The sequence below is a fragment of the Paenibacillus sp. FSL R5-0908 genome, assembly GCF_038006245.1.
Lineage (GTDB): Bacteria > Bacillota > Bacilli > Paenibacillales > Paenibacillaceae > Paenibacillus_AQ > Paenibacillus_AQ odorifer.
Window position 1 is genome coordinate 2,653,959 of record NZ_JBBOUV010000001.1, and the last position, 25,890, is coordinate 2,679,848.

29 protein-coding genes and 1 tRNA gene are annotated in these 25,890 nt (G+C 43.1%); 20 read left to right on the top strand and 10 right to left on the bottom strand.

Going from position 1 to position 25,890, the window contains the following annotated elements; genetic code table 11:
- Positions 1-87: 87 nt before the first annotated feature.
- From MKZ09_RS11560 to MKZ09_RS11570, 3 genes are all read left to right on the top strand, one after another.
- Positions 88-660: a xanthine phosphoribosyltransferase gene (locus tag MKZ09_RS11560; protein WP_038569895.1), complete on the top strand. Its 573-nt coding sequence runs from the start codon at positions 88-90 to the stop codon at positions 658-660.
- Between the two features lie 101 nt (positions 661-761).
- Positions 762-1,079, top strand: coding sequence for a hypothetical protein (locus MKZ09_RS11565; protein WP_036689410.1), 318 nt, complete (start codon positions 762-764; stop codon positions 1,077-1,079).
- A gap of 115 nt (positions 1,080-1,194) precedes the next feature.
- Positions 1,195-1,413, top strand: coding sequence for a hypothetical protein (locus MKZ09_RS11570; RefSeq protein ID WP_076186635.1), 219 nt, complete (start codon positions 1,195-1,197; stop codon positions 1,411-1,413).
- A gap of 97 nt (positions 1,414-1,510) precedes the next feature.
- On the opposite strand, the gene MKZ09_RS11575 is transcribed toward MKZ09_RS11570, so the two are convergent.
- Entirely contained in the window at positions 1,511-1,957 is a 447-nt protein-coding gene (locus MKZ09_RS11575; RefSeq protein WP_051491615.1) for a hypothetical protein, read from the bottom strand.
- A gap of 182 nt (positions 1,958-2,139) precedes the next feature.
- On the opposite strand from MKZ09_RS11575, the gene MKZ09_RS11580 reads away from it, so the two are divergent.
- Positions 2,140-2,223 (top strand) — tRNA-Leu (locus tag MKZ09_RS11580).
- Between the two features lie 1,529 nt (positions 2,224-3,752).
- On the opposite strand, the gene MKZ09_RS11585 is transcribed toward MKZ09_RS11580, so the two are convergent.
- From MKZ09_RS11585 to MKZ09_RS11595, 3 genes are read right to left on the bottom strand one after another with little or no spacing between them, the layout of a single operon-like run.
- Positions 3,753-4,436, bottom strand: coding sequence for a hypothetical protein (locus MKZ09_RS11585; RefSeq protein ID WP_076204731.1), 684 nt, complete (start codon positions 4,434-4,436; stop codon positions 3,753-3,755).
- Positions 4,436-5,326 (bottom strand): ABC transporter ATP-binding protein, encoded by an 891-nt coding sequence (locus tag MKZ09_RS11590; protein ID WP_076204727.1) that lies wholly within the window; start codon positions 5,324-5,326, stop codon positions 4,436-4,438. The genes MKZ09_RS11585 and MKZ09_RS11590 overlap by 1 nt, the downstream gene beginning before the upstream one ends.
- Positions 5,323-5,694, bottom strand: coding sequence for a GntR family transcriptional regulator (locus tag MKZ09_RS11595; protein ID WP_076204724.1), 372 nt, complete (start codon positions 5,692-5,694; stop codon positions 5,323-5,325). Before MKZ09_RS11595 ends, MKZ09_RS11590 begins: the two co-directional genes overlap by 4 nt.
- Before the next feature lie 200 nt (positions 5,695-5,894).
- Here MKZ09_RS11595 and MKZ09_RS11600 point away from each other — a divergent pair, with 200 nt between their 5' ends.
- Positions 5,895-6,704, top strand: a complete 810-nt coding sequence (locus tag MKZ09_RS11600) for a class I SAM-dependent methyltransferase (protein WP_076204720.1) — start codon at positions 5,895-5,897, stop codon at positions 6,702-6,704.
- On the opposite strand, the gene MKZ09_RS11605 is transcribed toward MKZ09_RS11600, so the two are convergent.
- The gene (locus tag MKZ09_RS11605; protein ID WP_076204717.1) at positions 6,696-7,943 is read right to left on the bottom strand and encodes a S8 family peptidase; all 1,248 of its coding nucleotides are present in this window, start codon (positions 7,941-7,943) and stop codon (positions 6,696-6,698) included. The two genes, MKZ09_RS11600 and MKZ09_RS11605, sit on opposite strands and share 9 nt — an antisense overlap.
- A 166-nt stretch (positions 7,944-8,109) precedes the next feature.
- Between MKZ09_RS11605 and MKZ09_RS11610 the strand changes: the two genes are divergently transcribed.
- The 11 genes from MKZ09_RS11610 to MKZ09_RS11660 all read left to right on the top strand — a co-directional run bounded on the left by MKZ09_RS11610 (position 8,110) and on the right by MKZ09_RS11660 (position 16,649).
- Positions 8,110-8,481: a hypothetical protein gene (locus tag MKZ09_RS11610; protein ID WP_076133586.1), complete on the top strand. Its 372-nt coding sequence runs from the start codon at positions 8,110-8,112 to the stop codon at positions 8,479-8,481.
- A gap of 196 nt (positions 8,482-8,677) precedes the next feature.
- Positions 8,678-9,379, top strand: a complete 702-nt coding sequence (locus MKZ09_RS11615) for a hypothetical protein (RefSeq protein ID WP_076133585.1) — start codon at positions 8,678-8,680, stop codon at positions 9,377-9,379.
- 25 nt (positions 9,380-9,404) lie between these two features.
- A complete protein-coding gene (locus tag MKZ09_RS11620; protein ID WP_076204713.1) occupies positions 9,405-9,956 on the top strand; it encodes a GNAT family N-acetyltransferase in 552 nt (183 codons plus the stop codon).
- A gap of 232 nt (positions 9,957-10,188) precedes the next feature.
- Positions 10,189-11,226, top strand: coding sequence for an ABC transporter substrate-binding protein (locus MKZ09_RS11625; RefSeq protein WP_081394267.1), 1,038 nt, complete (start codon positions 10,189-10,191; stop codon positions 11,224-11,226).
- A gap of 16 nt (positions 11,227-11,242) precedes the next feature.
- A complete protein-coding gene (locus MKZ09_RS11630; RefSeq protein WP_076204710.1) occupies positions 11,243-12,232 on the top strand; it encodes a FecCD family ABC transporter permease in 990 nt (329 codons plus the stop codon).
- 1 nt (position 12,233) lies between these two features.
- Positions 12,234-13,013 carry an ABC transporter ATP-binding protein gene (locus MKZ09_RS11635; protein WP_076204705.1) on the top strand — a complete coding sequence of 260 codons (780 nt, stop codon included), beginning with the start codon at positions 12,234-12,236 and terminating at the stop codon, positions 13,011-13,013.
- A gap of 44 nt (positions 13,014-13,057) precedes the next feature.
- The gene (locus tag MKZ09_RS11640; RefSeq protein WP_076133580.1) at positions 13,058-13,585 is read left to right on the top strand and encodes a HugZ family pyridoxamine 5'-phosphate oxidase; all 528 of its coding nucleotides are present in this window, start codon (positions 13,058-13,060) and stop codon (positions 13,583-13,585) included.
- 3 nt (positions 13,586-13,588) lie between these two features.
- Complete coding sequence (locus MKZ09_RS11645) at positions 13,589-14,014, top strand: DinB family protein (protein ID WP_076204702.1); 426 nt, start codon at positions 13,589-13,591, stop codon at positions 14,012-14,014.
- Between the two features lie 231 nt (positions 14,015-14,245).
- Entirely contained in the window at positions 14,246-14,605 is a 360-nt protein-coding gene (locus tag MKZ09_RS11650; protein WP_076204699.1) for a MerR family transcriptional regulator, read from the top strand.
- A 68-nt stretch (positions 14,606-14,673) separates the two neighbouring features.
- Entirely contained in the window at positions 14,674-15,603 is a 930-nt protein-coding gene (locus tag MKZ09_RS11655; RefSeq protein ID WP_076204696.1) for an alpha/beta hydrolase, read from the top strand.
- A 455-nt stretch (positions 15,604-16,058) separates the two neighbouring features.
- Positions 16,059-16,649: a TetR family transcriptional regulator gene (locus MKZ09_RS11660; protein WP_076204694.1), complete on the top strand. Its 591-nt coding sequence runs from the start codon at positions 16,059-16,061 to the stop codon at positions 16,647-16,649.
- 24 nt (positions 16,650-16,673) lie between these two features.
- On the opposite strand, the gene MKZ09_RS11665 is transcribed toward MKZ09_RS11660, so the two are convergent.
- A complete protein-coding gene (locus tag MKZ09_RS11665) occupies positions 16,674-16,949 on the bottom strand; it encodes a hypothetical protein (protein WP_143767324.1) in 276 nt (91 codons plus the stop codon).
- A gap of 486 nt (positions 16,950-17,435) precedes the next feature.
- Between MKZ09_RS11665 and MKZ09_RS11670 the strand changes: the two genes are divergently transcribed.
- From MKZ09_RS11670 to MKZ09_RS11680, 3 genes are all read left to right on the top strand, one after another.
- Positions 17,436-18,179: an SDR family oxidoreductase gene (locus MKZ09_RS11670; protein WP_076133575.1), complete on the top strand. Its 744-nt coding sequence runs from the start codon at positions 17,436-17,438 to the stop codon at positions 18,177-18,179.
- Positions 18,180-18,261: 82 nt separating this feature from the next.
- The gene (locus tag MKZ09_RS11675; protein ID WP_076204691.1) at positions 18,262-19,347 is read left to right on the top strand and encodes a glycerol dehydrogenase; all 1,086 of its coding nucleotides are present in this window, start codon (positions 18,262-18,264) and stop codon (positions 19,345-19,347) included.
- Positions 19,348-19,452: 105 nt separating this feature from the next.
- Positions 19,453-20,313 (top strand): divergent polysaccharide deacetylase family protein, encoded by an 861-nt coding sequence (locus tag MKZ09_RS11680; protein WP_081394265.1) that lies wholly within the window; start codon positions 19,453-19,455, stop codon positions 20,311-20,313.
- On the opposite strand, the gene MKZ09_RS11685 is transcribed toward MKZ09_RS11680, so the two are convergent.
- A complete protein-coding gene (locus MKZ09_RS11685; RefSeq protein ID WP_248549233.1) occupies positions 20,300-21,052 on the bottom strand; it encodes an N-acetylmuramoyl-L-alanine amidase in 753 nt (250 codons plus the stop codon). The two genes, MKZ09_RS11680 and MKZ09_RS11685, sit on opposite strands and share 14 nt — an antisense overlap.
- Positions 21,053-21,235: 183 nt before the next feature.
- Here MKZ09_RS11685 and MKZ09_RS11690 point away from each other — a divergent pair, with 183 nt between their 5' ends.
- Positions 21,236-21,424 carry a YqzE family protein gene (locus MKZ09_RS11690; protein ID WP_036689445.1) on the top strand — a complete coding sequence of 63 codons (189 nt, stop codon included), beginning with the start codon at positions 21,236-21,238 and terminating at the stop codon, positions 21,422-21,424.
- Between the two features lie 68 nt (positions 21,425-21,492).
- Here the strand turns inward: MKZ09_RS11690 and MKZ09_RS11695 are convergent, their stop codons facing one another.
- The 3 genes from MKZ09_RS11695 to MKZ09_RS11705 form a co-directional block, all read right to left on the bottom strand.
- Complete coding sequence (locus MKZ09_RS11695; RefSeq protein WP_076204688.1) at positions 21,493-22,515, bottom strand: hypothetical protein; 1,023 nt, start codon at positions 22,513-22,515, stop codon at positions 21,493-21,495.
- Positions 22,516-22,671: 156 nt separating this feature from the next.
- Complete coding sequence (locus tag MKZ09_RS11700; protein WP_076204685.1) at positions 22,672-23,736, bottom strand: YqhG family protein; 1,065 nt, start codon at positions 23,734-23,736, stop codon at positions 22,672-22,674.
- A complete protein-coding gene (locus tag MKZ09_RS11705) occupies positions 23,733-25,478 on the bottom strand; it encodes a DEAD/DEAH box helicase (RefSeq protein ID WP_076204682.1) in 1,746 nt (581 codons plus the stop codon). The genes MKZ09_RS11700 and MKZ09_RS11705 overlap by 4 nt, the downstream gene beginning before the upstream one ends.
- Between the last annotated feature and the right edge of the window lie 412 nt (positions 25,479-25,890).

Here is a 25,890-nt window from a genome sequence, read left to right on the forward strand (position 1 = left end):
CATGACTTCCGTCGTAATTGCTTTATGATCAGTGATTAATTTGTACGGAATGTCTGCGATTATAAAGGGTATTGGAGGTTCAAAGTCATGGAAGTGTTGAAACAGCGGATTTTGGAAGAAGGTGTCGTCGTTTCGGATGAGGTGCTGAAGCTGGATGCACTGCTAAATCATCAGGTTGATCCACAGCTTACGATGGAAATGGGACGGGAGTTTGCCGGGAGGTTTGCGGATTCAGGAATTACTCGTATTGTGACCGTTGAATCCTCGGGCATTGCCGTGGCATTTGCCACCGCGTATGAATTAAAGGTGCCGCTAGTTTTTGCACGCCGCAAAAAAACTCTGTTAGCTGATCCGGATGCGCTTTGCGAAAGAGTTCCATCCTTTACAAAAGGAATCGTTACCGATATTATGTTGTCTCGCCAGTTCATCTCTCCAGAGGATAAAATCCTCTTTATTGATGATATTATTGCCAATGGTGATGCGGCGCGTGGATTGATTAAGATCATTCAACGTTCTGGCGCTGAGCTAGTTGGTCTTGGTGTTGTAGTAGAAAAAAGCTTTCAGGCAGGGGCTCGGACGATCAGAGAGCAAGGCATTCGTCTGGAGTCACTCGTAAGAATTACCTCTCTAAATGGAGGCACCATCGAATTTGGGGAATAACCTAATTGGCAATAAGAACAGGCCTATTTTTTAAACAACTGCTTTTCACCCTATGGATTTTCCTTTATAATAAAAATTAGACATAGGGAGGAGGCGTCACAATGGGGAAAGAACCGGTGACTGAACAATTTTTTATTGATAAATTAACCGAGGCCAAGGATCATTTCGAGCGTGCGCTGGATTGCAAACACACGGAATTCGACGATCTGTATCCCTATATGATTGAACATCCTCAGTTTTTTTGGTACAAACGCTATGTAGCCTGGTCAGAGCTTCTGACAATCAAAGGATTGTGCGAAGAGTTATCCTTCCCGTGGAGGGAGAAATTCACAACTAACCAAGTGGAGTATCTGGAGCAACGTGTGATGTCCGCTAAAGTTCTTGACTTCTGGTTTGAGAAGAATGAAGCGCTGATATAAGAATGCTTTAGTAGACATGCAAGTCGTTAATTGCCTACATGAGACCCAGATGATTTATCATTTGGGTCTTTTTTCTGAGACTAAATAGGACAAGCTATGACAGGAGGGATTAATGATGATTAGCGATGAGCAATTGGATGCCTACCGGATTTCCGGTGAGAAAATTCGTGTAGTGCGCGATGGCTTGGAAAGTAACGATGTTAAAGGGATAGTTCTTGCTTGGGATGATTCTCAGGTGATGATACGTCGTCAGAATAGACGAGTAGTGAAGCTGGATCGCAATTATATATTCCAGCCATTTAGTGAACCAAGACAAGATCCGGATAATATATAATCTTCACAGTAATAATTTCCGCAGTAATAATCTTCATAATACAAAACAGCTCCTCGCCCTACTGGGCGGGAGCTGTTTCTGTAATGTCATTTGGGGATTATATAGTTAGAGCTAGTTCAGACGCATTCTCTTCTCTGGAGAGTATGGAGAGTTCTGTGGACAGTCCGAGATACGCGCGCATGCGCAACATCATTTCTCGACGGAAGCCTGGCCATAATATATTCATCTCTCCTTGAAATCCTCTGCAGGAATATAATGCTTCGACTCCTCGCTGATCTTGGCGAACGGTAGTAATCTTCAAATCATGGGAGCTCAGCTCGCGCGTAACCTCTTGAAGCATTAGTGACGTCTTCTTTGTGGCACCAGATACGAGCTCCATATATAGCTGAGGGGTCTTAAACAGGCCGCTTCTACTGATTACACGGCAGTCACGTTCGAAAACTTTATGAATAAACGTTAGCAGCAAATAGCTTCTGACCAGGGACAGTTCTTCTTTAGTTACTTCTTCATCAATAATGGATGTGTTTAGCTTTGTAGTCGCCATTATAAATCACCTCATTTATATTATGCGAACTTTTGTTCTCATTATACCTTATATTGGCCAACAAAAGCAATAATTATCCATAAATTAATGGATGATAAGAAAACGGCGAAAATATATTGACGTTGGATTCTCAGCGTGGTATGATCTATCTTGTGACCGCAATAAGCGAGTCATTATAATACGCGGTCATGGCGGAATTGGCAGACGCGCTGGCTTCAGGTGCCAGTGGTAGCAATATCGTGGAGGTTCGAGTCCTCTTGACCGCATAGCTAAGAAGGATTATAGAACTGCTCTAGCAGCAGTTTTATAATCCTTTTTTTATGTTTTTCAGCAGACGGTAGTGCTTAAGCGAAAGAAATCTTTAAGAAACATCTCCTGAGGCTTACGGACTCAGATGAAGCTATTTGCTCATTTATCGCTTTTTGAGCATAGTTTCGGACTCCAGTGCAGCTATTGCGTGGAAAAAGGAACGAATTCGGCATTTTTTATACCAATAGCGACTGTGGGGTCCGATGAAAATCCGAATTTGCTCTAATGCTACGAATAAGGTCAGTGGTGTCCGATAGAATCCAAATGTGCTCTAAAACCATGAATAAGGTCAGCTGGCTCGATAAAATCTAAATGTACTCTAAAGCCACGAATAAGGTCAGCTGGCCCGGTAGAAATCTAAATGTGCTCTAATGCTACGAATAAGGTCAGTTGGCCCGATAGAAATCTAAATGTGCTTGAATGCTACGAATAAGGTCAGCGGAGTCCGATAGCGTCTTTCCACGCGCAGATTGGGGAAATACTAATTAGTGTTTTACCTCTACGTTACTCGCCCTGTGTAGTCATCATCATCACCTGAGGCTAACGGACTCAGATGAAGCTATTTGCTCATTTATCGCTTTTTGAGCATAGTATCGGACCCCAGTGCAGCTATTGCGTGGAAAAAGGAACGAATTCGGCGTTTTTTATACCAATAGCGACTGTGGGGTCCGATAGGAACCCAAATGTGCTCTAAAGCCACGAATAAGGTCAGCTGGGTCCGATAGAAATCTAAATGTGCTCTAAGCTGCGAATAAAGTCAGTTGGCCCGATAGAAATCTAAATGTGCTCGAATGCTACAAATAAGGTCAGCGGAGTCCGGTAGCGTCTCTCCACGCGCAGATTGGATAAAAACTAATTTGTATTTTGCTTCTATGCTACTCGTACCACCGAGTCATCATCACCTGAGGCCAACGGACTCAGATGAAGCTATTTGCTCATTTATCGCTTTTTGAGCATAGTTTCGGACCCCAGTGCAGCTATTGTATGGAAAAAGGAATGAATTCGGCGTTTTTTATGCCAATAGCGACTGTGGGGTCCGATAGGAATCCAAATGTGCTCTAAAGCCACGAATAAGGTCAGCTGGGTCCGATAGAATCCAAATGTGCTCTAAAACCACGGATAAGGTCAGCTGGCTCGATAAAATCCAAATGTGCTCTAATGCTACGAATAAGGTCAGCTGGCTCGATAAAATCCAAATGTGCTTTAAGCCACGAAAAAGGTCAGTAGTCCGATAGAGCCTTCGGACGCGCTGATTAGCGAAATACTAATCTGTGTTTCGACCCGTCGATATCTGCAATAGCGACACTGTGTTTGCTTCTAAGCTACTCGCCCCGCAGAATCCGATAGCACCATCGCACGCGCAACTATGCTCGAATCCAATAAAGTTTGTTGTCTAGATCAAAGTCTAAGCAACGAAAGAAAACAGGTGCACCCAGCAACCATTGTATGGCTATTGGGACACACCTGTTTTTTATAGGATAATGAATTACACTGTTGCTCTACGCAGCATCAAAAACGATAAAAGAGCGTACACGACTGTCAAAGGCATGGACCACAAGGCAAGTTCAAATGCGGTATATCCAGCAAACCAGTTGAAGAGGTCTACCCACCACTGATTATAGGTCATTAACAATACACCTAGACTGCACAGGATAAACGTAACCCCTGAGAAAATGAACAAACCGCTTCGGCCAAATCTCCGGAAGATGCTGGATATCATTAGCCCCAGAAAAAACATATTAAGAAAGAGCACAAAATACATCCACAGCTGTTCCATGGCATTACCATCATTTAAAAAGGGCAAATGAAAATAATGTAGTTCCAAACCCCAGCCACCCGTAAGCTTGCTTTCAATGATTGCGAGCAGGTAGAGGAGAATTGAGTAGGTGGTGCTAGTTATAATAGCCATTAAGGAAGTGCCTATGAAATAATCCGTTCTTCGTTGGCTTAAGCCCAGAGCAAAAGGGAAGGTCTGCACCAAAATGAGTATACCGGTGATTAACATATAAATGAAGATAGAGACGAGACCGCCGGTATAGATTGGTTCTTGGATGAAAGAAGCGACGATGACATTTACCAAGAAGCTGGATAACAAGATTACCCAAGGCGTATACAACCATAACCACTTATCTCTGAAATGCATTTTTAACATACCTGCCGTAGGATTCATTACACGGTCACTTCCTTTCCTAGAGATTTTTTATTTGTGAGATGAACAATTAATTGCTGTAAAGATACAGGTGAGATTTCTAAGCCTAACTTTTCAGCATGTGCTTGATCCTTCACGTTGAAGCCGATAATGGTGGCTGTAAGCAATCCGCCAAAAGACTCGCGGGAGATGACTTGTTTGCCGTCGATAAAATCTTCGATCTTCGCTGTCGCGCCGATTACCGTAACAGCTTGCCCGCGAAGAGTTTCAGCATCTTCGTTAATTATTAGCTTGCCGTTGTCGATGACGATAACATGCTCTAAAAGCTGACTTACCTCATCGATCAAATGGGTGGACAAAACAACTGTGCGTGGATTTTCAGCATAATCTTCAATTAGGCGATCGTAAAACAGGCTTCTAGCTACAGCATCAAGTCCTAAATAGGGTTCGTCAAAAATGGTAAGCGGAGCACGGCTGGCTAGACCTACTACAATTCCTACAGCCGAGAGCATACCTCGGGATAGCTTTTTTATTCTTCTTTTTAAGGGCAGATTGAAATCCTTGATTAAAGAGTGAGCATATTCCCGATCAAAGTTTGGAAAAAATAATTCGGATACCTCCAGTACATCGATGATTCGGTACGTGTCCGGATACCTTTGGCTTTCCTTAATGAAGCAAATCTGCCTGAGAACCCGGTTATTCTCGTATGGATGTTCACCAAATACGTTCAGGACACCACTTGTGGGGAAAAGCTGAGCTGTGATCATATGCATTATTGTGGTTTTTCCTGCACCGTTTCTGCCGAGAAGCCCGTATATCTTGTTTTTCTCCAAAGAAAAACTGAGTTCATGGATGGCAGTGACATTTCCGTATGACTTAGTTAATCCTTTGATTTCAACAACTTCATTCATGACTTGTTGTCTCCCCTCTGAATCATAATCGTTAATTGATCCAACGTAATTCCTAATTTTTCAGCTTCACGGATCATGGTTACTACATACTGTTCATAAAATTGTTCTTTTCTCTTCTCCATCAATACTGTACGCGCTCCAGAAGCTACAAACATACCGATTCCTCGTTTTTTGTACAATATCCCTTGATCCACAAGCAAATTCACACCTTTCGCAGCTGTAGCCGGATTGATCTGGTAGAAAACAGCAAACTGATTTGTCGAAGGAACTTGTGATTCCTCCAGCAGTGCTTCTTCGATGATGTCATTTTCTATTCGTTCGGCGATCTGCATAAATATCGGTCGTGTATCATCCATTAAGTTTCCCATGTATTCACCGCCAACTTCATTGGTTAGTTAGTTATGTAATTAACCATATATGCAACGAAGTTAATTGTCAATATTTTTAATTATTTTGGGCTATATCCACATAAATAAAAGGCTGCCCGGAATGCTCTGGATAGCCTTTTATTTGCATAACATATCTGCTATGATTTTGTCCTTGGTAAAAAAGAAGGGGGAGTTCAGCTATGAATGATTATGGACCGGATCTGTTCAAAGATACTGCAAGCTATTACACCAGATATCGCCCGCTATATCCGTCCTCACTGATTCGATATCTAGTGGACAAATTCTCACTTCACGGAGAAGGCCGGTTGCTAGACTTAGGGTGTGGTACTGGGCAGTTAGCGCTAAGGTTCGCGGATTGGTTCGAAGAAATCATTGGCGTAGATACTGAACTAGAGATGCTAGATGAAGCAAAGCTGTTATCACAGTACAACAGGGTTGAGAATGTTAGCTGGCAACAGGGGAGAGGGGAAGAACTATCCAATAACTGGGGTTCCTTTCGTCTAATTATGATGGCTAAGGCGTTTCACTGGATGGACCGAGAATCCATTCTTGAAATTCTCTATCATAGTTTAGATGATAACGGCGGTATTGCTGTAATTGATACTTTTAATGAACAACAAGAACCGTTACCTTGGAAACAAAAGGTAGAGGAAGTAGTGAAACGCTGGTTGGGTGACGAAAGAATAGCCGGAAAAGGTACATATAAACATCCCCAAGAAAAACATGAGGATGTTGTAAAGCGATCCAGTTTTAAAGACGTTGAAAGACGGGTATTACCGAGTTATTCCATCACATGGACTGTTGATTCAATACTAGGAAATTTGTATTCTACGTCTTATGCTTCTAAGCGATTATTTAGAGGTAACTTAGAATGTTTTGAAGATGATTTGAAATCAGCTTTATTAGAAATAGAGCCTACAGGTATATTTACAGAGGAATTGTCGGTTTCCGTCATTACTGCCTTTAAAAAAGAAGCGGATTTACGATAGAAACCGCGCATTGATCTCACCGCATCCTGCTGTGTTAGGACTTAGTTTAAGGCGAAACGTGTTCTTTTTTAGTATGGATTTTACTTGCTTAGGCGTAAGAGAAGGGTTCTTCTGGAGTAATTGCGCGACCACTCCTGAGACGATAGGTGTTGAGACACTGGTACCGGACAGCACAAAGTAATCTTTAGCTATCCGCAAATAAGGAAGCTCGCGATCCAGCTTGGATCGTGGAGCACGAAGGGAGATGATCGTCTCGCCTGGAGCAACGAGATCTGGTTTCTTCCTTCCTCCCGGTGCGGGTCCACGACTGGAGAACCAAGTGATTCGGTCGTCCGCTTGCGTGAGCGTGCGACGGTCATCCACTGCACCGACAGTAATTGCTGAAGGACTAATTCCTGGTGATTCGATCGTACTGCGTCCCGGTCCGCTGTTTCCAGCTGCTATTACAACGTTCAGTCCGGCTTTAATTGCTTTTTCTACAGCTTGGCAGAGTGGATCATCTGAACAAGGAAGATTCACCTTACCCCCAAATGACATCGAAAGAATACGAAGATGAAGTCTTCTCCGATTCGTAATACACCATTCAATTCCTTTAATGATTGTAGAGTCATATCCATCGCCATTTTTATCTAATACTTTGACACCTACTATCCCTGCCTCTGGAGCAGGGCTTTTGTATTTTCCTTTACTCATCCATCCGTTGCCTGCTGCATCCCCTGCGATATGAGTTCCATGGCCGTTATCGTCATAGGGCTGTTTTCTATGATTGATAAAATCTTTAAAAGCAACTATACGGTTAACAGGGCGAAACAGGTCAGGGTGCCGATACACCCCTGTATCAAGAATCGCAATGTTTATTCCTTTTCCGGTAAGCCCCTTTTTCTTTTGAGCGGTTGTAGAACCAATGGATGGTGTGGCTATATTAAGGGATGTTTTTTTGACTTGATCCAAATAAATTTTCTCGATTCCATCCCAGCGGCACATCCGGTTCAAGCAGCTTTTTGAAACTTTGGATGATATCGAATTAAGCAGGTGAAGATGATGTCTGATCGGAAAGTCGTGGGATTTTAAATGGTTTTGTAAAGACTGTAGCTGGGCTGTAGTTATTTTTTGTTTGAATTTAATGATAACGGGAATGGTATTCGCTTTATGTCCTGGAAGATAGGAACGTTGAACTCTTTTTCTCAAGGAATGGTGCATTTTCGAATGATATTTCTCTAGCCATTTTTGACCGTTCATTAGTAATGAATCACCTCTTGAAGGTATTATATGCACTGCAGAGCTAGTGGACACGAAACTATGAAACTAGGATTTAACATATTTTCAGATTTGTAGGTGAAAGAGAGGTCAAACCTTACGATTCTTGCATTTACTAACGTATCCTAAAAAGAAAGTGGTGAAGTAAATGGCAATGATTAAGAAACCAGTTAACAAGAAAGCAGTTATGGCTAGCAAAGTTCTCGCGGCTAAAAAAGCGAAAGCAGCTCCTACGAGAAAGAAACGGAGAATTAGACAGACCCTGGATAGATTTATTGTTGTTGCTATTGGTACAAATGCAACGGGTACACCTAAAGATACTACGGGGTGGACAGCTTCATTAAGAGCTGGGACTACAACAGTAACTGCTGATTTTGACGAATTTGGTGTAGTTAGATTCCCAACAATTAGTACCTTAACATCGGTACCTTATCTTCTCACTTTGAGAGATGAGAGTGGAGCTACTATAAGAAGTTTTAACGTTCCCGCAGACCGCGAATTTTTTGTGGCTAGATTCTAGTTTGGACAAGTCCTGATAGTAAACAGCATGTGTCGATTTTATATCGATGCGTGCTGTTTTTTTTATTTTTCTAACAATGATTCAAGTGAGTGATTTGTTACAGACAAACAGATTGAGGGGATGCCATACTTTCAGCATCATAATTTTGGGAATATAGTACAAAAATGGACAATATATAAGGCGGGTGAGAGGTTTCATGAAACAAAAAGGGAATATATCAGGTATTCAATATTTTTTATTAGGACTGCTTGTGTTTTTAATGTTAGGAATGGATATGTTCATCATGGGATTAGATCAATGGTTATGGGGGGATTTGTTTAATATAGATGACTTTTTTGTCAGCCCTTGGTACGTACTAGTTGTTCATTGGAGCATAGTCACCCTATTGTGGACAGTTGGAGCTATGATGTTTCTACTTTGGTTCAGGAAGAGGAAGTTGATTGAACAGGTTATATCTTTGCGTTGGAGCTCTAAGGTCATTCCTTTGTTAATTGTAGCTTTTATATCAAGTTTTTTGTTCGCAGTGCTGGAATTTTGGATTAATGGGGAGAGCATTCCACAGATTTATAGAGAATATGAAAACTTTAAGTTAGAACATGGTTTTATGGGCATATGGGTTGCCTTGGTTCAAAACATATATTACATTGTGGAAGCTGTACTAGTTGTACTATTGGTTGCGCTAATGCAGCGTGCAGGAGAAGTATGGTTTAAGAATCCTTCTCTTCCTTATGGCGGAATAGGTTTAATGCTGACTTGGGGATTAGGTCATTTGACACATGGTCTGCAAAGCGGCTTGTATATTACTGCTTTTTCTTTGGTGTTTGGCTGGCTGTTTGTGAAAGCGGGTAAGCAGTGGTGGCCAAGTTTTTTGTTTATCTGGCTTGTATTTGTTTTATAATATTTAGATTAATGGGGGGATACCATTGTACAATCCAGAGAAGAGAACAATTACTACTGAAAGATTGATTTTAAGACCTTTTGCATTGTCTGATGCACAGCGTGTCAGTGAGCTCTGCAATAATTATAATGTTTACAAAAGTACATTAACTTTACCTTATCCATACCCCATTGAATGTGCGTTATCATGGATTGAAACACATGAAGATGAGTTCAATAAGGATAATTCATATGAATTCGCTATTACTGATAAAAATACAAACGAGCTGTATGGTGCTATAGGACTGAGAAATAACCGGACACACAGAAACGGCGAGCTTGGATATTGGATAGGTGAGGAACACTGGGGTAATGGATATGCTACAGAAGCAACAAAAGCGGTCATTAATTTTGCTTTTACAGAAAAACATTATCACAAAGTGTATGCCAGATTCTTTGCTACAAATCCTGGTTCGGGTCGGGTTATGCAAAAATCTGGCATGCTGAAAGAAGGCGTTTTGTTACAGCATATTTATAAAGAAAATGAGTTTGTAGACCTTATTCATTATGGGGTTTTAAATACAGGAGCTACTGACTAACGCTTGGATCTCATACACCACTATTTGAAGTCACGCCCATAGGGCGTGGCTTTTTTATTAGAAATGCTAGTTGGCTTCAACGGACAATAAGGAAAATCCTTCTTATTTAAAATTAAAATAAAATTCTTGACACTTCTTATTGATAACGATTATCATAGGAATCGATGAGTGAAAATGAAAATCATTATCACTACATGAAACGTATAAATATACATATTTGGAGGGATAGATTTTGAAAAAATTATTAGTACTCCTGGTTATTGCAGCGCTTACGGCAATGACTGCATGTTCGTCTACAAATACAGCGGACAATCCAAAAAATGAAGCAGTAACGAATACAACTGCTAATGAATCTAAAGAAGCAAATGCGGCAAATACAACAGAAGTAGCGAATACATCGGAAGCAGCCGGCAAGGTGTACAGTCTGGAGAATGATGGTGTGGATGAAACGTTGTTCAACGAAGCCTTAAGCCAATTCCCTGCCACAGCACCGGAGCGTATTGTAACAACTTCTGTACCGTTAACAGAAATGCTTTATTTGCTCGGCATAACTCCGGTAGGTGTACCAACTTCAACGAATCCAATCCCTGCTGATTTCGAAACAATTGATCGTATTGGATCACCTATGGCGCCGGATCTGGAAGTAGTAACCAAACTCGAACCGGACTTGCTGCTGGGAGCGGAATCACTTCGCAGCACGTTAGACAAATCGCTAGAAGGAATCGACCTACAAAAAGCATATTTGAGAACAGAATCATTCGAGGATCTAAAGCTTAGCCTCAAAGTATTAGGCACTTATTTTAATAAAAAAGATGAAATGAATGCTGCTTTAACTAAGATTTTGGACAAAGAAAATGAGCTGAGTCAATTAGCAGAAGGCAAAGAACTGCCAAGCGTGCTGCTCGTAATCGGAACCGCAGATTCCTTTATGGTCATGAGTGAGAAATCTTATTTAGGTAGCTTGGTTAAAAAGCTTGGTGCTGATAACATCGCAACTTCTGTATTGCAAGTTACTGACACTTACTCACCTATCAATATGGAGAACATTGTAGCCGCTGATCCAGACATCATTCTCGTACTCGCTTCAGGCGACCACGGAGCGACAGAGGATAAGTTCAAAAAAGAAATAGAGAAAAATGAAACTTGGACAAAGCTCTCGGCTTATGCAAATAACAAAATCAACATTCTAGATTACAGCGTTTTCGGTGTCACTTCGATTATTAACGCGGAAACAGCCTTAACGGAAATTGCAAAATACTTCTATGAATAATTAAAGGAGACAGCAAGTGATAAATACATCTCGTAGCAGAATTATTGTTATTGTAACGTTAGCACTTGCGTTCGTTGCCGCTATAATTGCGATTGGACTAGGCTCAGTATACATTTCTATACCAGACATCCTAAGCACGATCTTTGGTTCAGCGGCAAAAGCGGTGAATGCGACCATCATATGGGATATTCGTTTGCCGCGTGTATTACTGGCGATGATCATTGGGGCAAATATCGCGGTTTCGGGTGCTCTTCTGCAAGCCGTGATGGGCAACCCACTTGCTGATCCAGGATTGACCGGTGTAACGAGTGGAGCAGCTGCATGTGTGCTTGTCATTATGCTTGCAGCCCCACAATATACGGAGTTCATTCCAATTGCGGCTTTTGTGGGTGGACTAATCGCTGCAGGGATTGTATATGCATTAGCGTGGAGAAGAACCGGCATTTCGCCCATCACTATTATTTTATCAGGAGTTGCTGTGAATGCTCTTTGCGGGGGGGTAATAGGACTCCTGACCATCATGTACAGTGACAGACTTCCGGCAGCGGTCCAATGGTTAAACGGCAGTCTGGCTGCTAAAGGGAACAATGCCTTGATGATGGTTTTCCCGTATGCCATAGCAGGCTGGATCTTATCCTTTTTCGCGATCCGCAAGGCGAATATTATACGTTTAGGGGATCAGGTAGCTTCGAATTTAGGTGAAAATGTGGACCGAATTCGTATTCTACTTTCCTTGCTGGCAGTATTTCTAGCGGCTATCTCTGTAGCAGCTATTGGGATGATTGGCTTTGTAGGGCTTGTTGTGCCACATATGGCTCGATTGTTGGTGGGTTCAGACTATAAATTTCTTTTGCCGATGAGTATGGGACTTGGTGCATTGGTATTGTTGATAGCAGATACAGGTGGACGTACCTTATTTGCACCTTTAGATATTCCTGCGGGTATCCTTATGGCGGTGATCGGTGGACCTTATTTTCTATACCTGATGAGAAAGAAGGCGTTCTAACATGTTTACTGTCGACTCTATTTCGATTCGGTATGAGCAGAAAAACATTATTAACAACTTCTCTTTTTCCGTAAAAAAGGGTGAAATCGTCTCGATTATAGGACCGAACGGCTCAGGTAAATCTACATTGCTTAAGGCGGTATCACGACTAATCCCATATCATACGGGTGCGGTCACACTCGATGGTACGGATCTAAAATCCATGACTGCCAAACAAGTCGCTCGAAAAATGTGTATGCTGAGCCAGAAGAACCAAGCACCAAATGATATGACCGTGATTGATCTCGTCTCCTATGGAAGGTATCCACATAAAAAATGGTTCGAAAAATTAAATCATGAGGATATGGACATTGTCCACTGGGCACTGGAGAAGACACATTTAAAGGATTATAAGGATCGAGCAGTTTCCTCGTTATCCGGTGGTGAATCACAGCGTGCTTGGATTGCTATGGCCTTGGCGCAGCGTCCTTTGGTTATGTTGCTTGACGAACCCACCACTTACTTGGATATTTCGCATCAGCATGAAGTTCTTGAGCTAGTACGTGAGCTAAATCAAGGGATGGGAATGACTGTCGTGATGGTATTACATGACCTCAATCAAGCCTCTACCTATAGTGATAGTATTGTTGTGGTGCAGGCGGGTGAAAAGGCGATGTATGGTACACCAAATGAAGTTATGACAACCGATATGATCCGGGATATATACCGAATGGATGCCGAAGTTCAATATGTTCCTACAGAGACGAAACCTCGTATTCATTTGCTAAGTACCGTTCGCTAGATTCGTGGCTAGATTACATAACCTATTAATGGAGGGATTTTATAATGAAGAAGCCTGTAGATGTAGAGAAAAATAAAGAAAACTATTTGCAATTTATTGCGAATCGTAAAAATCTGATTTTGAGCTTGATTGATGACGAAGGAAAACCTTTTATCAGCTATGCTCCTTTTGTTAAGCATGAAGGCAAGCTGTATATCTACATTAGTAAGATCGCCGAGCATTACAGATATATGGAAAACAACGAGTTTGTAGATGCGCTTCTAATTGCAGATGAGTCTGCGACGAATAATAAATTTGCAACGGAACGTGTGCGGTGGAATTGCACTTCAAGCAATATCGGGAATGACGGGCATGAGGAGATCTTTGAATTGTTTAATGCTGATCATGGGGTGGCAATGGTGAATTTGCTGCGTGGATTGGATTTTTCATTGTTTGAATTGACACCTGTCCAAGGTCGTTATGTTGTTGGTTTTGGCTTGGCCTTTGACATCGACGTAGATGCGAACCTGTTCAACCATGTGGTGATCGACAAGAAAAAAGATGAAGAAGCCACTGTACAAGGGAGCAAATAATCTATGACTTTCACTTCAGTGTTGCCAATCTGGCAAGCGGTGCAAGAGCGATTTCATAAAATGGTGAAGGCATTGCCGGAAGAAGATCTTAACCTTAAGCTAGGGAACTCTACGATTGGGGGATTAATTCAGCATAATGCGGAGGTTGAGTTTATGTTCGCAGAGTGGTTTTTTGGAAAACCTAATCCTCAAGGCGACAAGGCGGCATATTCTACATTGAGTGAACTTGTTGATCTGCTGACTGTTTCTAATGAGAATCTAACTGCTGCGATGCAGGAGCTTCCGGAAGAAGCATGGCATGTGAGTGTGGAGTCGGCTTTTGGCACATCTACACCGCTTGAAGCGATAGGCAGACTTATGTATCATACAGGCATTCATGCCGGACAGATTTCGCTTATACAGAAAAATGCAGTTCGAAGTGAAGTGTAGTGAATTGGGAAATGATTAATGAGAAAACGGCAGAAATGTCGTTTTTTTTGTGCGTGAATAAGGAGTTTTTAAAAGGGAGCTTAGTTACTTGTTGACGTTCTTTTGCTGTCCCTTGATGCTTCTTTGATGTCCTCTGCTGCCTCTGGATTTGGTATAATGTAGGGGATTATAAGGGGGCGCTGATTATGCCAGAGTACTTGCGAGGCCAAATTGCTAAAATGGCGAATGTGAATGGAGACGTTAAGGTATTATGAAGAGCTCGGATTAATTAGCACTCCCTTACGTTCAGAAGCTGGTTATCGTCTTTATTCGGATGAGGTGCTTAGCCGACTTGTTTTTATACATAATGCTAAATTGTGTGGTTTCACTTTAAAGGAAATTAAGAAGGCACTCACTAAATCTGAAAGCAGCGGCATTAGCATAGATGATTTTGTAACTGTTGTGGATAAGAAAATGGATCGAGTTCGTGGTGAAATTGCAAAACAGGAAATAAAACTAACAGCCCTCGCAGATTTGAGAAAAAATTTGTTAGCCACAGATAAACACCCAGGTGTACAGTCCACGCTCGAAATTTTAAAAATGGATTCTTAACTTGACCTTGTAGTCTCCTACAGACTTTACAATCTGAGTTGAAAAGAATTGTAGGAGGGATTAACGATATGGAAAAGACAAGTATAGAGCAGCTTGCAGCGATCAAAGATTATTTGCGACAAAGCAACCGATTGGATAGCAAGTCTATCGGGCAAATACGGCAGGAGATGGCCGCGACCGCTGCAAACATGCCCAGTCCTACTGATGTTATCGTCGAGCGGGTCATGATTGGAACCTTAAGCGGAGAGTGGATTATTCCTGTGAAATCTGCTTCACCCGCTGATGCAGTGATCCTTTATTTCCACGGTGGGGGTTTTATTTCGGGGACTTGTGAATTTTATCGGGATCTGGTTACACGAATTGCAAAAGCTAGTGGCACGAAGATCCTAATCATTGAATATCGCTTGGCACCAGAGTTTACTTATCCGGCTGCTAATGAAGATTGTATAGACGCTTATCTGTGGCTGCTCGCGAATGGATATTCTGCCGGGAATGTCGTGCTTGGAGGGGATTCTGTTGGAGCCAGCCTTGCGCTGATGACGTTGATTACTTTACGGGATGCGGGTGTGGAATTGCCGGCGGGTGCTTTTTTAATCTCGCCGCATACAGATCTTGTCCATTTGGATGGTGAATCGTATCTGAGTCGAGCGGAGTTTGATCCAACAGGCAGCTTAGAAGGAAATAGACGAATAATTGATGTTTATCTAGGTGCTCGGACAGAACTAGCTCCTATACTATCTCCCTTAAGGATGAATTTGCAGGGATTACCTGATTTACTTGTTCAAGTAGGCGACCACGAGGTATTGTTAAGCGATGCAACGAGGTTGGCTGAACGAGCACAAGCCGCGAATGTTCATGTAGGACTGGAAATATGGGAGAACATGTGGAGTGTCTTTCAATTTTTAGCTTATATGCTGCCAGAGGCGCAGCAAGCGATCGCGAATGTCGGTAAGTTTGTTAGAACGAGGCTAGACCGGATTGAGCAAAAAAGCAGATGATGTTGCCCGCCTTCTTGAGAGATCAAGGAGGTTTTTTGGCGAAATCGTTAGGTTTGCAGAAGGTGCATTGCTAGATACTGGGCTTCTTCATCGTAACGGACCGTATTGCAGCTATTTGCTCAATTTAGTGTGTTTGGCTAACTTTTCGGACTGCATAGCTCTTATTTGCACATTAGAACGCCAAAAAGGAGGGGATTTGGGAGAATAGCTGCATTGGAGTCCGATAGCATGATGAATTACGGTGATTTTTGAAAATAAGGGCTCCTCAGTCCGAATTCATGGAGAACAGGGGCTACGGAGAATTAGAAACCAAACTGGGGCCTTAGTTTAATAATTGGGCGCGAGTATATACTGATAATGATTTAACGAATGACAAACTGGTAATATTGTCAGTTCGTTTTTGAACATGATATGCTATGATAATTACCACCAGAGATAGAGCGAGGGGAATACATATGTCGAATGATCTTCCATTATCAAAAGAGAACATTTTGGATGCGGCTGAACAAGTGCTCCGGCGTTTTGGCCCGGACAAGACTTCTGTTGTTGATGTAGCGAAGGTGCTTAAAGTAAGTCATGGTACGCTTTATAGACATTTTTCCAGTAAATCTGCTTTGCGAGAAGCAGTAACCGAAAGATGGTTGCAGCATAATATTTCAGAGCCCTTAAAGAATATTTCAGAGCATTTTGATGGGCATGCCAAAGAGCAGCTCCGATTATGGATGGATACGCTGATTCGTAGTAAACGCACCTATGCTGTGGATGATGCCGAAATGTTTGCTATGTATGCAGCTGTAACTTTAGAAGCGGTGGATATGATTACCCTACACGTAGATCAATTAATTGGGCAAATCGCAGGCATTATTGAAAAAGGCATACAATCCAAAGAGTATAGAGTGGTGGAACCAATGGTAACGGCTAGAGCAATTTTTAATGCTACTTCGCGGTATCATCATCCAGCACATGCTATAGAGTGGCAGTCGGCTATGATTGATCAGGATTTCGCCTCCGTTTGGGATTTGATTCTTTCCGGGATTTCTTTGTAACATCTACTTAAAACCTTCTGATATTCAGGAGGTTTTTTTGTGTCTTATAGGGGTATAAATCCAGCAGATTAGGCTGAATCGAGCGACTAGTAGCAGATGAACGGTATAAATCCCGTAGATTAGGCTGAATTGTGCGAGTTGCAGCAGATGAACGGTATAAATCCCGTTGATCTGTTTGAATTGAGCGACAAGTAGCAGATGAACGGTATAAATCCCGTAGATTAGTTTGAATCGAGTGTCTAGCAGCAAATGAACGGTATAAATCCCGTTGATTAGGCTGAATTGTGCGAGTTGCAGCAAATGAACGGTATAAATCCCGTAGATTGGTCAGAATTGAGCGACTTGTAGCGAAAGAGCGGTATAAATCCCGTAGATTGGTCAGAATTGAGCGACAAGTAGCAGATGAACGGTATAAATCCCGTAGATTAGGCTGAATCGAGCGACTAGCAGCAGATGAACGGTATAAATCCCGTAGATTAGGCTGAATTGTGCGAGTTGCAGCAGATGAACGGTATAAATCCCATTGATTGATCAGAATCGAGCGACTAGCAGCAGATGAACGGTATAAATCCCGTAGATTAGGCTGAATCGAGCGATTTGCAGCAAATGAACGGTATAAATCCCGTAGATTAGGCTGAATTGAGCGACAAGTAGCAAATGAACGGTATAAATCCCGTGTGCAAAACGAATTCAAATGACAAATATTAAAAAATGTTACTTGTAATTTGTAATCGATCGATTTATAATCAGACCAACAAGAAGGACAAAGTAATAGGAGGAGTAATGATGAACCAGAATTTAGCTGGAAAAGTAGCATTAGTAACAGGTGCATCGAGAGGCATGGGCCGGGAAATTGCGGAGAACTTGGCACAACAGGGTGCGAAGGTGGTCGTTAACTATTCGAGTAACCCCGACAAAGCCGAGAAAGTCGTAACCGGTATTAAGCAAAAGGGTGGAGAGGCCGTCGCTATTCGGGCAGACATCAGCCAAGTGGCAGAACTCGAACAATTATTCCAAACCACACTAGAAGCCTATGGACAACTCGATATTCTTGTCAACAACGCCGGGATTATGATTACGAAGCCGATCTTAAATATGACGGAAGAGGATTTCGACAAGCAGTTTGCGATCAATGTGAAAGGAACCTTTTTTGCATGCCAGCAAGCAGCTAAATATATGAAGGACAACGGACGGATTATCAATTTTTCAACTTCCGTTACGGGTCAAATGTTCCCGACCTACAGCGTCTATGCAGGAACTAAGGGAGCAGTGGAACAAATCACTCGTCAGCTGGCCAAAGAATTTGGACGAAAAGGAATCACTATCAATGCTGTTTCACCTGGACCTGTGAATACGGAGTTATTTACCGTAGGGAAATCAGCGGAAGAGATTGCGACCGTGGGGAATATGAATTCCTTTGGACGTTTAGGCGAGCCTGAGGATATCTCAAGCATTGTGTTGTTCTTAGCCAGTAAAGAATCACAGTGGGTTACAGGGCAAACGATCCGTGTGAATGGTGGATTCATTTAAGCTGGTGGTTAAAGGGATCTTTTTAATAGCTGAATGTGGTCAATCCTTCTAATATGAATGTAAATAAAAGGAGGAGTGAACCATGACGCAGATCATCTGCTCACCGACTAAATATATACAAGGACATGGTGAAATTCGTAAGCTGGGAGATTATTGTTTGCAGCTTGGAGCGACAAGAGCTTATGCCATTATTGATCCTTATATTTTCTCTGTGTACAAAAAAGAGATCACATACAGTTTTGAAATGAACGAAATGCCGCTAGTAATGTGTGAATTTAAGGGCGAGTGTAGCCGTAATCAGGTTAATGAGATAGTTGCAGTACTTGGCTTGAAGGATGCCGAAGTCATTATAGGGATTGGCGGCGGCAAGACCTTAGATACGGCAAAAGCAGTAAGCCACATGAGTAACCTCCCGGTAGTTATTGTACCCACAGTGGCTTCAACGGATGCACCTTGCAGTGCTTTATCTGTGTTGTATACGGATGAGGGAGACTTTGACTGTTATCTTCCATTAAAAAGAAATCCCGATCTGGTTATCGTAGATGTCGATATCATTGCTAAAGCTCCTGCAAGATTGCTTGTTGCTGGAATGGGAGACGCTTTGTCCACTTTTTATGAAGCAAGAGCTTGTCGAGAATCTGGGGCTATTACACACGCAGGTGGGACTAGCACTATTGCAGCCCTTTCATTAGCTCGTGCCTGTCTGGATACCCTTCTTGCAGAGGGTGAAACGGCATTAAAAGATGTTAAGCAAGGCATCACCTCTCCTGCGGTGGAACATATTATTGAAGCCAATATTTACTTGAGTGGCATTGGGTTTGAAAGTGGAGGACTTGCTGCGGCGCATGCAATTCATAATGGATTGACGCTGCATGAGGAATGCAGGAATACTCTTCATGGTGAAAAGGTTGCTTTTGCTACGATCGTTCAGCTTGTACTGGAGAAAGCACCATATGAAGAGGTTGATCAGGTGATTGGCTTCTGTAAAAAAATCGGCCTTCCCGTTACTCTCAACGATCTTGGAATTACCAGTAAGGATATTGATCAATTAATGATGGTGGCTGAAGCTAGCTGTACTGGGGATAGCCCCATCTGGAATATGCCTTTTGAAGTTCAAGCTGTGGATGTGCTGGAAGCAATTCTTGCCGCAGACGCGCGGGGACAATAGAAAAAGCCCGATTGTAAATTATTGCGAACCCTCCTCGTACATATTTAACCTTCGTGAACCAAACAATGAGAACAATTGTTTAAGACGAAGGAGGCGTTCCTCTTGATGAAGGACAGTCGAAAGTTTAATCGTTATTTACTAATTTGGATTGCTGTTGCTGCTCTAATGGTTACTTTAATCGCTCCCATGGCACCGTCTGTTTCAGCTGCCGAGTCCAGAGACAAACCTACAAACACATCAAGTGAAGAGAAGACATCTCAACGTAATAAGGTCGTAATTATTATTGACGATTTCGGCAATGGCATGAAAGGGACGGATGAAATGTTTTCGCTGCCGATAAAGCTTACTGTGGCGGTTATGCCCTTTTTGCCTACATCTGTGAAGGATGCCACACGCGCGCATGAACGCGGAGATGATGTTCTGGTCCATTTGCCGATGGAGCCACGCCAGGGTAATCCTAAATGGCTTGGACCCGGAGCTATATTGGCTAAGATGTCTGATGAAGAAGTGCGTCAAAAGGTGGAGGCCGCGCTCGATAATGTGCCTTATGCTATCGGTATAAACAACCATATGGGTTCTAAGATTACCGGGGACGAACGGATTATGGGTGTGATTTTAGCCGTCTGCAAAGAGCGGGGATTGTTTTTTGTGGACAGTAAGACCAACTACCGTTCTGTTGCTGGCAATATGGCTTATCGAATGGGACTGCCGCGCGTAGAGAACCATATTTTTTTGGATGATACACACACAGCTAATCATGTGCTGAAACAAATGGGTCTTGTAAATAATCTGGCGAAGGATCAACGATTCTGCGTAACCATTGGTCATGTTGGTGTATATGGAAAAGAAACCGCCGCAGGCATCCGCAGCGGTGTTGAGCAAATAAAAGATGATGTTGAATTTATAGGCATTTCTGATCTCGTTAAAAACGAAATGAAATGGAACTCGAATCCTACACTTCCATAAGATAAGCTACTATGCCGCCAGCAATTGCTTCAGCAATTTCTTGTTGCCCTTTAGGGGTGCACAGCTTTTCGCGATCTGTCGGACTGCTTACAAAACCCGCCTCAACAATTACGGTTGTGGCGGTTATTTTGTTGAGTAAATAAAAAGGTTTACCCGGTCTTGTCTCTGCCTGGATATTATAGAGACTGTTTAATTGTTGCTGAATGGTCTGGGCGAGGATAAAGCTGCGCCCTTCTTGGCGATATAATACTAGCGGACCATGCTTGGATGGTGAAGGTGCCCAGTTAACATGGATGCTGACGACTACAGTAGCTGGTAATGTCTCAGCCAGCTCTTTACGCTGGGCAAGGTCGCGCAGATGCCGGGATTTACTGCGCAGCCAGCGGTTCTCATCGCTTGGTGCATAATCTCCATTACGATTTAAGGCAACGTCAAATCCATCGCTGCGCAGCAGCAGAAATAATCGGCGTGAGATATCTAATGTAATATCCTTTTCAAGAATGTTCCCGTAGGAAGTTCCTCCGTCGATCCCCCCATGTCCTGCGTCAATTAAGATCATACGGTGACCGTGGCTTAAGAGATGCTGACGTTCATCATTCACTACGGGTTTGGATGGAGTTGCAGAAGCATATGCACTCCCCATAAACAGCATTAGAAGTCCAACTGTGGTTAAAGTAATACGCAAGCTACATATTGCAGCTGCTGTCTTGGAATAAGCTTTATTTCTCCCATTGTTCAAATGAACTCCTCCTTGCATGTGAATAACCTCGTGCCCTAGATTCTTTGTTAGATTGTGCTTTAATAGGTAAACCTATTCGAACAATTCGAGACAAGAGTTTAGATATATGCTTGGTGGTGCACACTAAGAGCATGGAACGACGCTGGCTATCTTAATTCACTTACAATGTAGGAGGTGTTACAAATGGCTTCCGGGGGCGATGAGCTTGTAAAGTATATCACTGAGAAGGTAGTTGTTTATATCGAGGATCCGCGTGCCATTCATGCTCGTAGAGCGGCTACAAAGCAGCCGTGGTCACAAAAATGGTTCGGTATGCTTCCGCTTGGTTGGTCGATCTGGCGAAGCAAATGGAGCCACAGTGACAAGGATTGAATTTCACAAATAACAAATAACCTTCCAGTGCCTTGTCGAGGGTGGCAGCGGAAGGTTATTTGTTATGTTTAGTTATAGATATTTTTGTCGGGCAGCTTGTGCAGTGTTCCGATAGCCTGCAAGGCAGTGAGTGGTAAATATCTTCTACCTTCTGGTCCTGATGCTGCATAAACGGTGGGCATGTTGTTTATTGCTTTTGTTTTATTCGAAGCAGGCAACCAGTTTTGATAACCTGTAATCATAAAAGGGGCCCCTACAATATCATTTCGGCCAGCGGCTTGATAAGCAATACTTTCCTTGGGACGAATCAGTGCGGCGATATTGTCTCCACCTACAGCAAGCAGTTTTGGGGAGGTCAACCACATGATATCTTTATAAGGATCATCTGTTCCCCCGCTTTGATAGGCAGAAAGCGGCGACAGGTCAGTAGTTAAGTTAGTGATTACATCCGTTTCTGTCTGCTGCCCTTTAAGCACTTCTTCCGCTTTACTGAGCGTCCATGGTAAAACTTGGGGTACGGAAGCATTGATAAAAATCGTCTTATCGTCAATGGCGATTTTCCATACGGGTAGAAGTGGTGCATATAAGGCTGTAAGTTTTATTTTGCCTGTAAAAGATGAAGGTATAAGTCCTTCCTGCACCAAAAATTGGCGCAGTTCTAATAAACTATAGGGGAGACCGTAAGTGCCAGCTCCATATTCGCTAAGCATATAACCACCTTGATCCGTAGCCGAAATGATCATGTAACCGATCCGCTGTTCACCTTTCATAACGTTGACAAGCCAGCTATGCGTACCTGGACCCAGAGGATAATATTCTATTCCTGCGTTCTTCCAGGCTGTAAATGGAGCTTCTGCTGCGAGCTTGTTCAGTGTACTTTTGGCAAATTCCTGGACTGTGCCGGGTGAAGGTAAGATATCCATCTGCAGTACTGGTAGTAAATCCTGTGTGACTGAATCAACTACACTCACTCTGGAAGCGGCAAGCGCAGAAGAGGAACCGGAGCTCGTTGCAATGAGTCCGATGCATAGAAGCAGGAGGAAGCAGCTTTGACCTGCAAGAAGCAGCCTCCGCCGTACACTTATTTTCATGGCGTCGTTCACCTTTCTTTGTTATGAAATTTCAGAAAGTATAAGCTTCCTTTTTATTGTAGGGGACAAGCTATAAAAAGGCTGTTGCTTGCTGTCGCGCCGGAAGGCGGAAGTTCTCTTGTTTTTTTGCCTGCTTTTAGCGAGTAGGGTCGCATTCTATAGGCTCCGCAGATGAAACAGTCCATAGGTTACCGCAGAAACTGCGATTTGCGGCTCATATTGCCAAATGGTCTCTTGTCGGCGCCGATTATACTGCTCTTGAGTCGCTAGGCGTTTTTCTTCGTCAGGCTCCTTCAGCAGCTCTCCATAGTAGACATCAATGATATCCAGCTCAACCCTTAGCCGCTCACGTGCCTGTTCTGCCCAAGTGTAGTCCAGTTCTGCTAACTGAGCGGTAAGATGAGTTTCCAATAGTTCGGTAGCGGCTGCTACTGTCATTTCATAAGGCTGGATATGCACATTTTCCGGCAAGCGTGGCATCATCTCTTTTGTGGAAACTTTTGCATTAAAGTCATCAATGATGGTTCCCTTTGTTAGGGAGATGCCAAGATAATGGAGTTCTTCACGTTTCAAATCGCAGCTCATCTCCACTTTATAGCAGACACTAAGCCATGGTTCGTAAGCGGCAGAGAACAGCGTGTTTCGCTGCCTGCTGCCCGGGTCCTCAAATAAATAAAGGCATTTCCCTTCGTCCCTAGCGGCGTTCCAAATCTGTTGCAATCGCTTGCTTCCGTAAATAATATCCTCTCTGCGGATCATTCCTGGCCCAATTCGTGGGAGTGCCGGCACAATGCCGAAGTAGCGGGCTAGGATACTTTCCTCCGGGTCAGTAGATGGAGCACTCACTGCTTCTGAGCCCGGGGAGGCGGATTCGAGTAAGTCAGCGCTGGCCTCTGCATCGTTTGTTACACCTGTAGTTAGGCTTCCGGTGACAACCTGATTCAAAATGCCAGCACTACGATTTGCAATGGGGGGAATCTCTACAGCAGCTTGACTGTCGTATTTTTCCGGATCAAAAACAAAGGTGAAAGAAAGGGTCTCAGGATCTACACCTGTGCGCTCCACGAATCCCCAATAATACGGCCGGTCGGTGAGCATTTTGTCAGCTCTAGGTGATAATTTCACAGTTACGTGAAGGGGCGAAGCCTCAATGATGGAGCATTCAGTGGCTTCAAGATAGTCCATCACATGCTTGCGTACTTCCTGTGCGGTGAGGGTCATGTCGCAGTCCCACTTTCTTTTTTAATACCCTGTGTCAATTCACTGAGGGATTCACCAATATGGTCCAGCTCATGCCGCAATTCTTCGTCGGAGCGGGATTCGAGCATGATTTTGTATAAACTTTTCTCCAGCGATTCCTTCTTTTCAAAACGTTCCAGGATTACATCCAGCCCGCCAATCACCATTTCAAACATATTGATTTTCTCATGCAGCAGATGCAGGATATGTTCTTCAATCGTGCCTTGCGTAGACAAGTTGTAGATCACTACGTCATTTTCTTGCCCTAACCGGTGGACACGGCCGATACGCTGCTCCACGCGCATGGGATTCCAAGGCAGATCAAAGTTGATCATATGGTGGCAAAATTGCAGGTTTATCCCTTCACCACCGGCTTCCGTAGCAATCATAACTTGAGCCCGGCCGCGGAAAAGATCCATCATCCAATCTTTTTTGCCACGGTTCATGCCGCCGGAATAAGATACACACATCAGCCCATGTTCACGGAAATACTGTAGTAAATACTCTTGAGTTGCGCGATATTCCGTGAAGACGATGACCTTTTCATTCATTTCTTGAATGAGGGCTAAGGTTGTTTCAGCTTTAGTGTTTGTTTTAACGGTACGGAGGGTCTGTAGCAGCTCCATCATCCGGTCTCTTTTTGGTGAATCCGCAGGCAGCTTTTTGATCAAATTAACTAAAGTGATAAAGACGGCATCCCGGCTGCTGCACACCTCACGTTGAAGGGTTACCAGAGAAAGCATGCTGCTAAGATTGCCGCCGGATTCCTGATACTGGTCTTTGACAAAGGAAGTAACACTGTTATACAAATCTTTTTCTTCTTGGGAGAGAACTAAGGGAATATTACGGACTCTTCGTTTCGTGAAATTAACTGGACCTTCACCACGGCGATTGCGGATCATGACCTTCGAAAGCTCGTCCCGCAGTTGACCTTCATTCTTGGGCTGGCGTTTATCAACCACGAAATTTGAGGCAAAATCGCCCTGATTTCCAAGTTGCCCCGGCTTCAGTATAGTGATCAGATTAAAGAGTTCGCCCAGATCATTCTGAACGGGAGTCGCGGTGAGCAGCAGGCAATATTTTTTGCGTAATTGCTGTACAAATAGATAATTGGTCGATTTTTTATTCTTCAGCTTGTGAGCTTCATCAATGATCAACATATCGTATTCATTTTCCAGCAAGATTTCCTTATGCGGATCGCGTTTGGCGGTATCCATCGATGCGACGACTATGGCGTTGCCCCAAGAATAGGCCTTTTTCTGAGCGACAGCAGTGATGCCGAATTTCGCATTCAGCTCACGAACCCATTGCAATACTAGAGAAGCAGGTACGAGAATAAGCACTTTAGAGACAAGACCGCGAACGAGATATTCTTTCAGCACCAGTCCTGCTTCAATGGTCTTGCCAAGTCCAACCTCATCTGCAAGAATCGCGCGGCCTGACATTTCGAACAGAACCTTATGCGCTGTATCCAGCTGATGGGGAAGAGGGGACAAGCCGGATAAATGCTTCATACATTGCAGCTCATCGAAGCTCGTTACTAGACCTGTTTCCTCTCCTTGTACGGCAAGCTTAGATAAACGGTAGTCTCCCCATGGGCCGCCCTTTTCCAATTTGAGCTCCAGATCTTGCAACCAATTCCGGTCAAAAGAAAGAGGAACAGGCAGTATCGGCGCGGGTGTTCCCCCTTGCTGGGGTAGAGAATTACGGAATAATTGCGTCATAATGCAGCCTCCTCAAGCTCGGATTTATATCACCATTCGTAAGAGTAGTATGCTCGTAAACGAGAGAATTCATAACCTCCTATTTTTCACGATAGCCTTTAAAAAAGAGAGCAAGAGCGAGAAAAAGCAGCAACGTTTGCGATAATTCGGCAACTTGACTCTATTTTCGAATAAGACCTTCGATACAATATGTGGTATAGTTTAAAAGCTGACGCACACAATATATTGTGACAAAAGCTTGAAAATGTATTTTTTATAGAGTGCTTAGCTGGTATTTGTATTGACAAGATGAGCTTCCTACATACACCTGTTAAGCAACGGAGGATGGTAAGGGAGTTTTTGTTGTGGGCCCATACCTTGGACCGGAAACTAATATCTACTACACATGCGGGAGGTTTTTTTATTGAGTAAA

Coding starts and splice junctions, on each gene's coding strand:
- MKZ09_RS11560 (WP_038569895.1), top strand. CDS start 88: ATGGAAGTGTTGAAACAGCGGATTTTGGAAGAAGGTGTCGTCGTTTCG.
- MKZ09_RS11565 (WP_036689410.1), top strand. CDS start 762: ATGGGGAAAGAACCGGTGACTGAACAATTTTTTATTGATAAATTAACC.
- MKZ09_RS11570 (WP_076186635.1), top strand. CDS start 1,195: ATGATTAGCGATGAGCAATTGGATGCCTACCGGATTTCCGGTGAGAAA.
- MKZ09_RS11575 (WP_051491615.1), bottom strand. CDS start 1,957: ATGGCGACTACAAAGCTAAACACATCCATTATTGATGAAGAAGTAACT.
- MKZ09_RS11585 (WP_076204731.1), bottom strand. CDS start 4,436: ATGAATCCTACGGCAGGTATGTTAAAAATGCATTTCAGAGATAAGTGG.
- MKZ09_RS11590 (WP_076204727.1), bottom strand. CDS start 5,326: ATGAATGAAGTTGTTGAAATCAAAGGATTAACTAAGTCATACGGAAAT.
- MKZ09_RS11595 (WP_076204724.1), bottom strand. CDS start 5,694: ATGGGAAACTTAATGGATGATACACGACCGATATTTATGCAGATCGCC.
- MKZ09_RS11600 (WP_076204720.1), top strand. CDS start 5,895: ATGAATGATTATGGACCGGATCTGTTCAAAGATACTGCAAGCTATTAC.
- MKZ09_RS11605 (WP_076204717.1), bottom strand. CDS start 7,943: ATGAACGGTCAAAAATGGCTAGAGAAATATCATTCGAAAATGCACCAT.
- MKZ09_RS11610 (WP_076133586.1), top strand. CDS start 8,110: ATGGCAATGATTAAGAAACCAGTTAACAAGAAAGCAGTTATGGCTAGC.
- MKZ09_RS11615 (WP_076133585.1), top strand. CDS start 8,678: ATGAAACAAAAAGGGAATATATCAGGTATTCAATATTTTTTATTAGGA.
- MKZ09_RS11635 (WP_076204705.1), top strand. CDS start 12,234: ATGTTTACTGTCGACTCTATTTCGATTCGGTATGAGCAGAAAAACATT.
- MKZ09_RS11640 (WP_076133580.1), top strand. CDS start 13,058: ATGAAGAAGCCTGTAGATGTAGAGAAAAATAAAGAAAACTATTTGCAA.
- MKZ09_RS11645 (WP_076204702.1), top strand. CDS start 13,589: ATGACTTTCACTTCAGTGTTGCCAATCTGGCAAGCGGTGCAAGAGCGA.
- MKZ09_RS11650 (WP_076204699.1), top strand. CDS start 14,246: ATGGAGACGTTAAGGTATTATGAAGAGCTCGGATTAATTAGCACTCCC.
- MKZ09_RS11655 (WP_076204696.1), top strand. CDS start 14,674: ATGGAAAAGACAAGTATAGAGCAGCTTGCAGCGATCAAAGATTATTTG.
- MKZ09_RS11660 (WP_076204694.1), top strand. CDS start 16,059: ATGTCGAATGATCTTCCATTATCAAAAGAGAACATTTTGGATGCGGCT.
- MKZ09_RS11670 (WP_076133575.1), top strand. CDS start 17,436: ATGAACCAGAATTTAGCTGGAAAAGTAGCATTAGTAACAGGTGCATCG.
- MKZ09_RS11675 (WP_076204691.1), top strand. CDS start 18,262: ATGACGCAGATCATCTGCTCACCGACTAAATATATACAAGGACATGGT.
- MKZ09_RS11680 (WP_081394265.1), top strand. CDS start 19,453: ATGAAGGACAGTCGAAAGTTTAATCGTTATTTACTAATTTGGATTGCT.
- MKZ09_RS11690 (WP_036689445.1), top strand. CDS start 21,236: ATGGCTTCCGGGGGCGATGAGCTTGTAAAGTATATCACTGAGAAGGTA.
- MKZ09_RS11695 (WP_076204688.1), bottom strand. CDS start 22,515: ATGAAAATAAGTGTACGGCGGAGGCTGCTTCTTGCAGGTCAAAGCTGC.
- MKZ09_RS11700 (WP_076204685.1), bottom strand. CDS start 23,736: ATGACCCTCACCGCACAGGAAGTACGCAAGCATGTGATGGACTATCTT.
- MKZ09_RS11705 (WP_076204682.1), bottom strand. CDS start 25,478: ATGACGCAATTATTCCGTAATTCTCTACCCCAGCAAGGGGGAACACCC.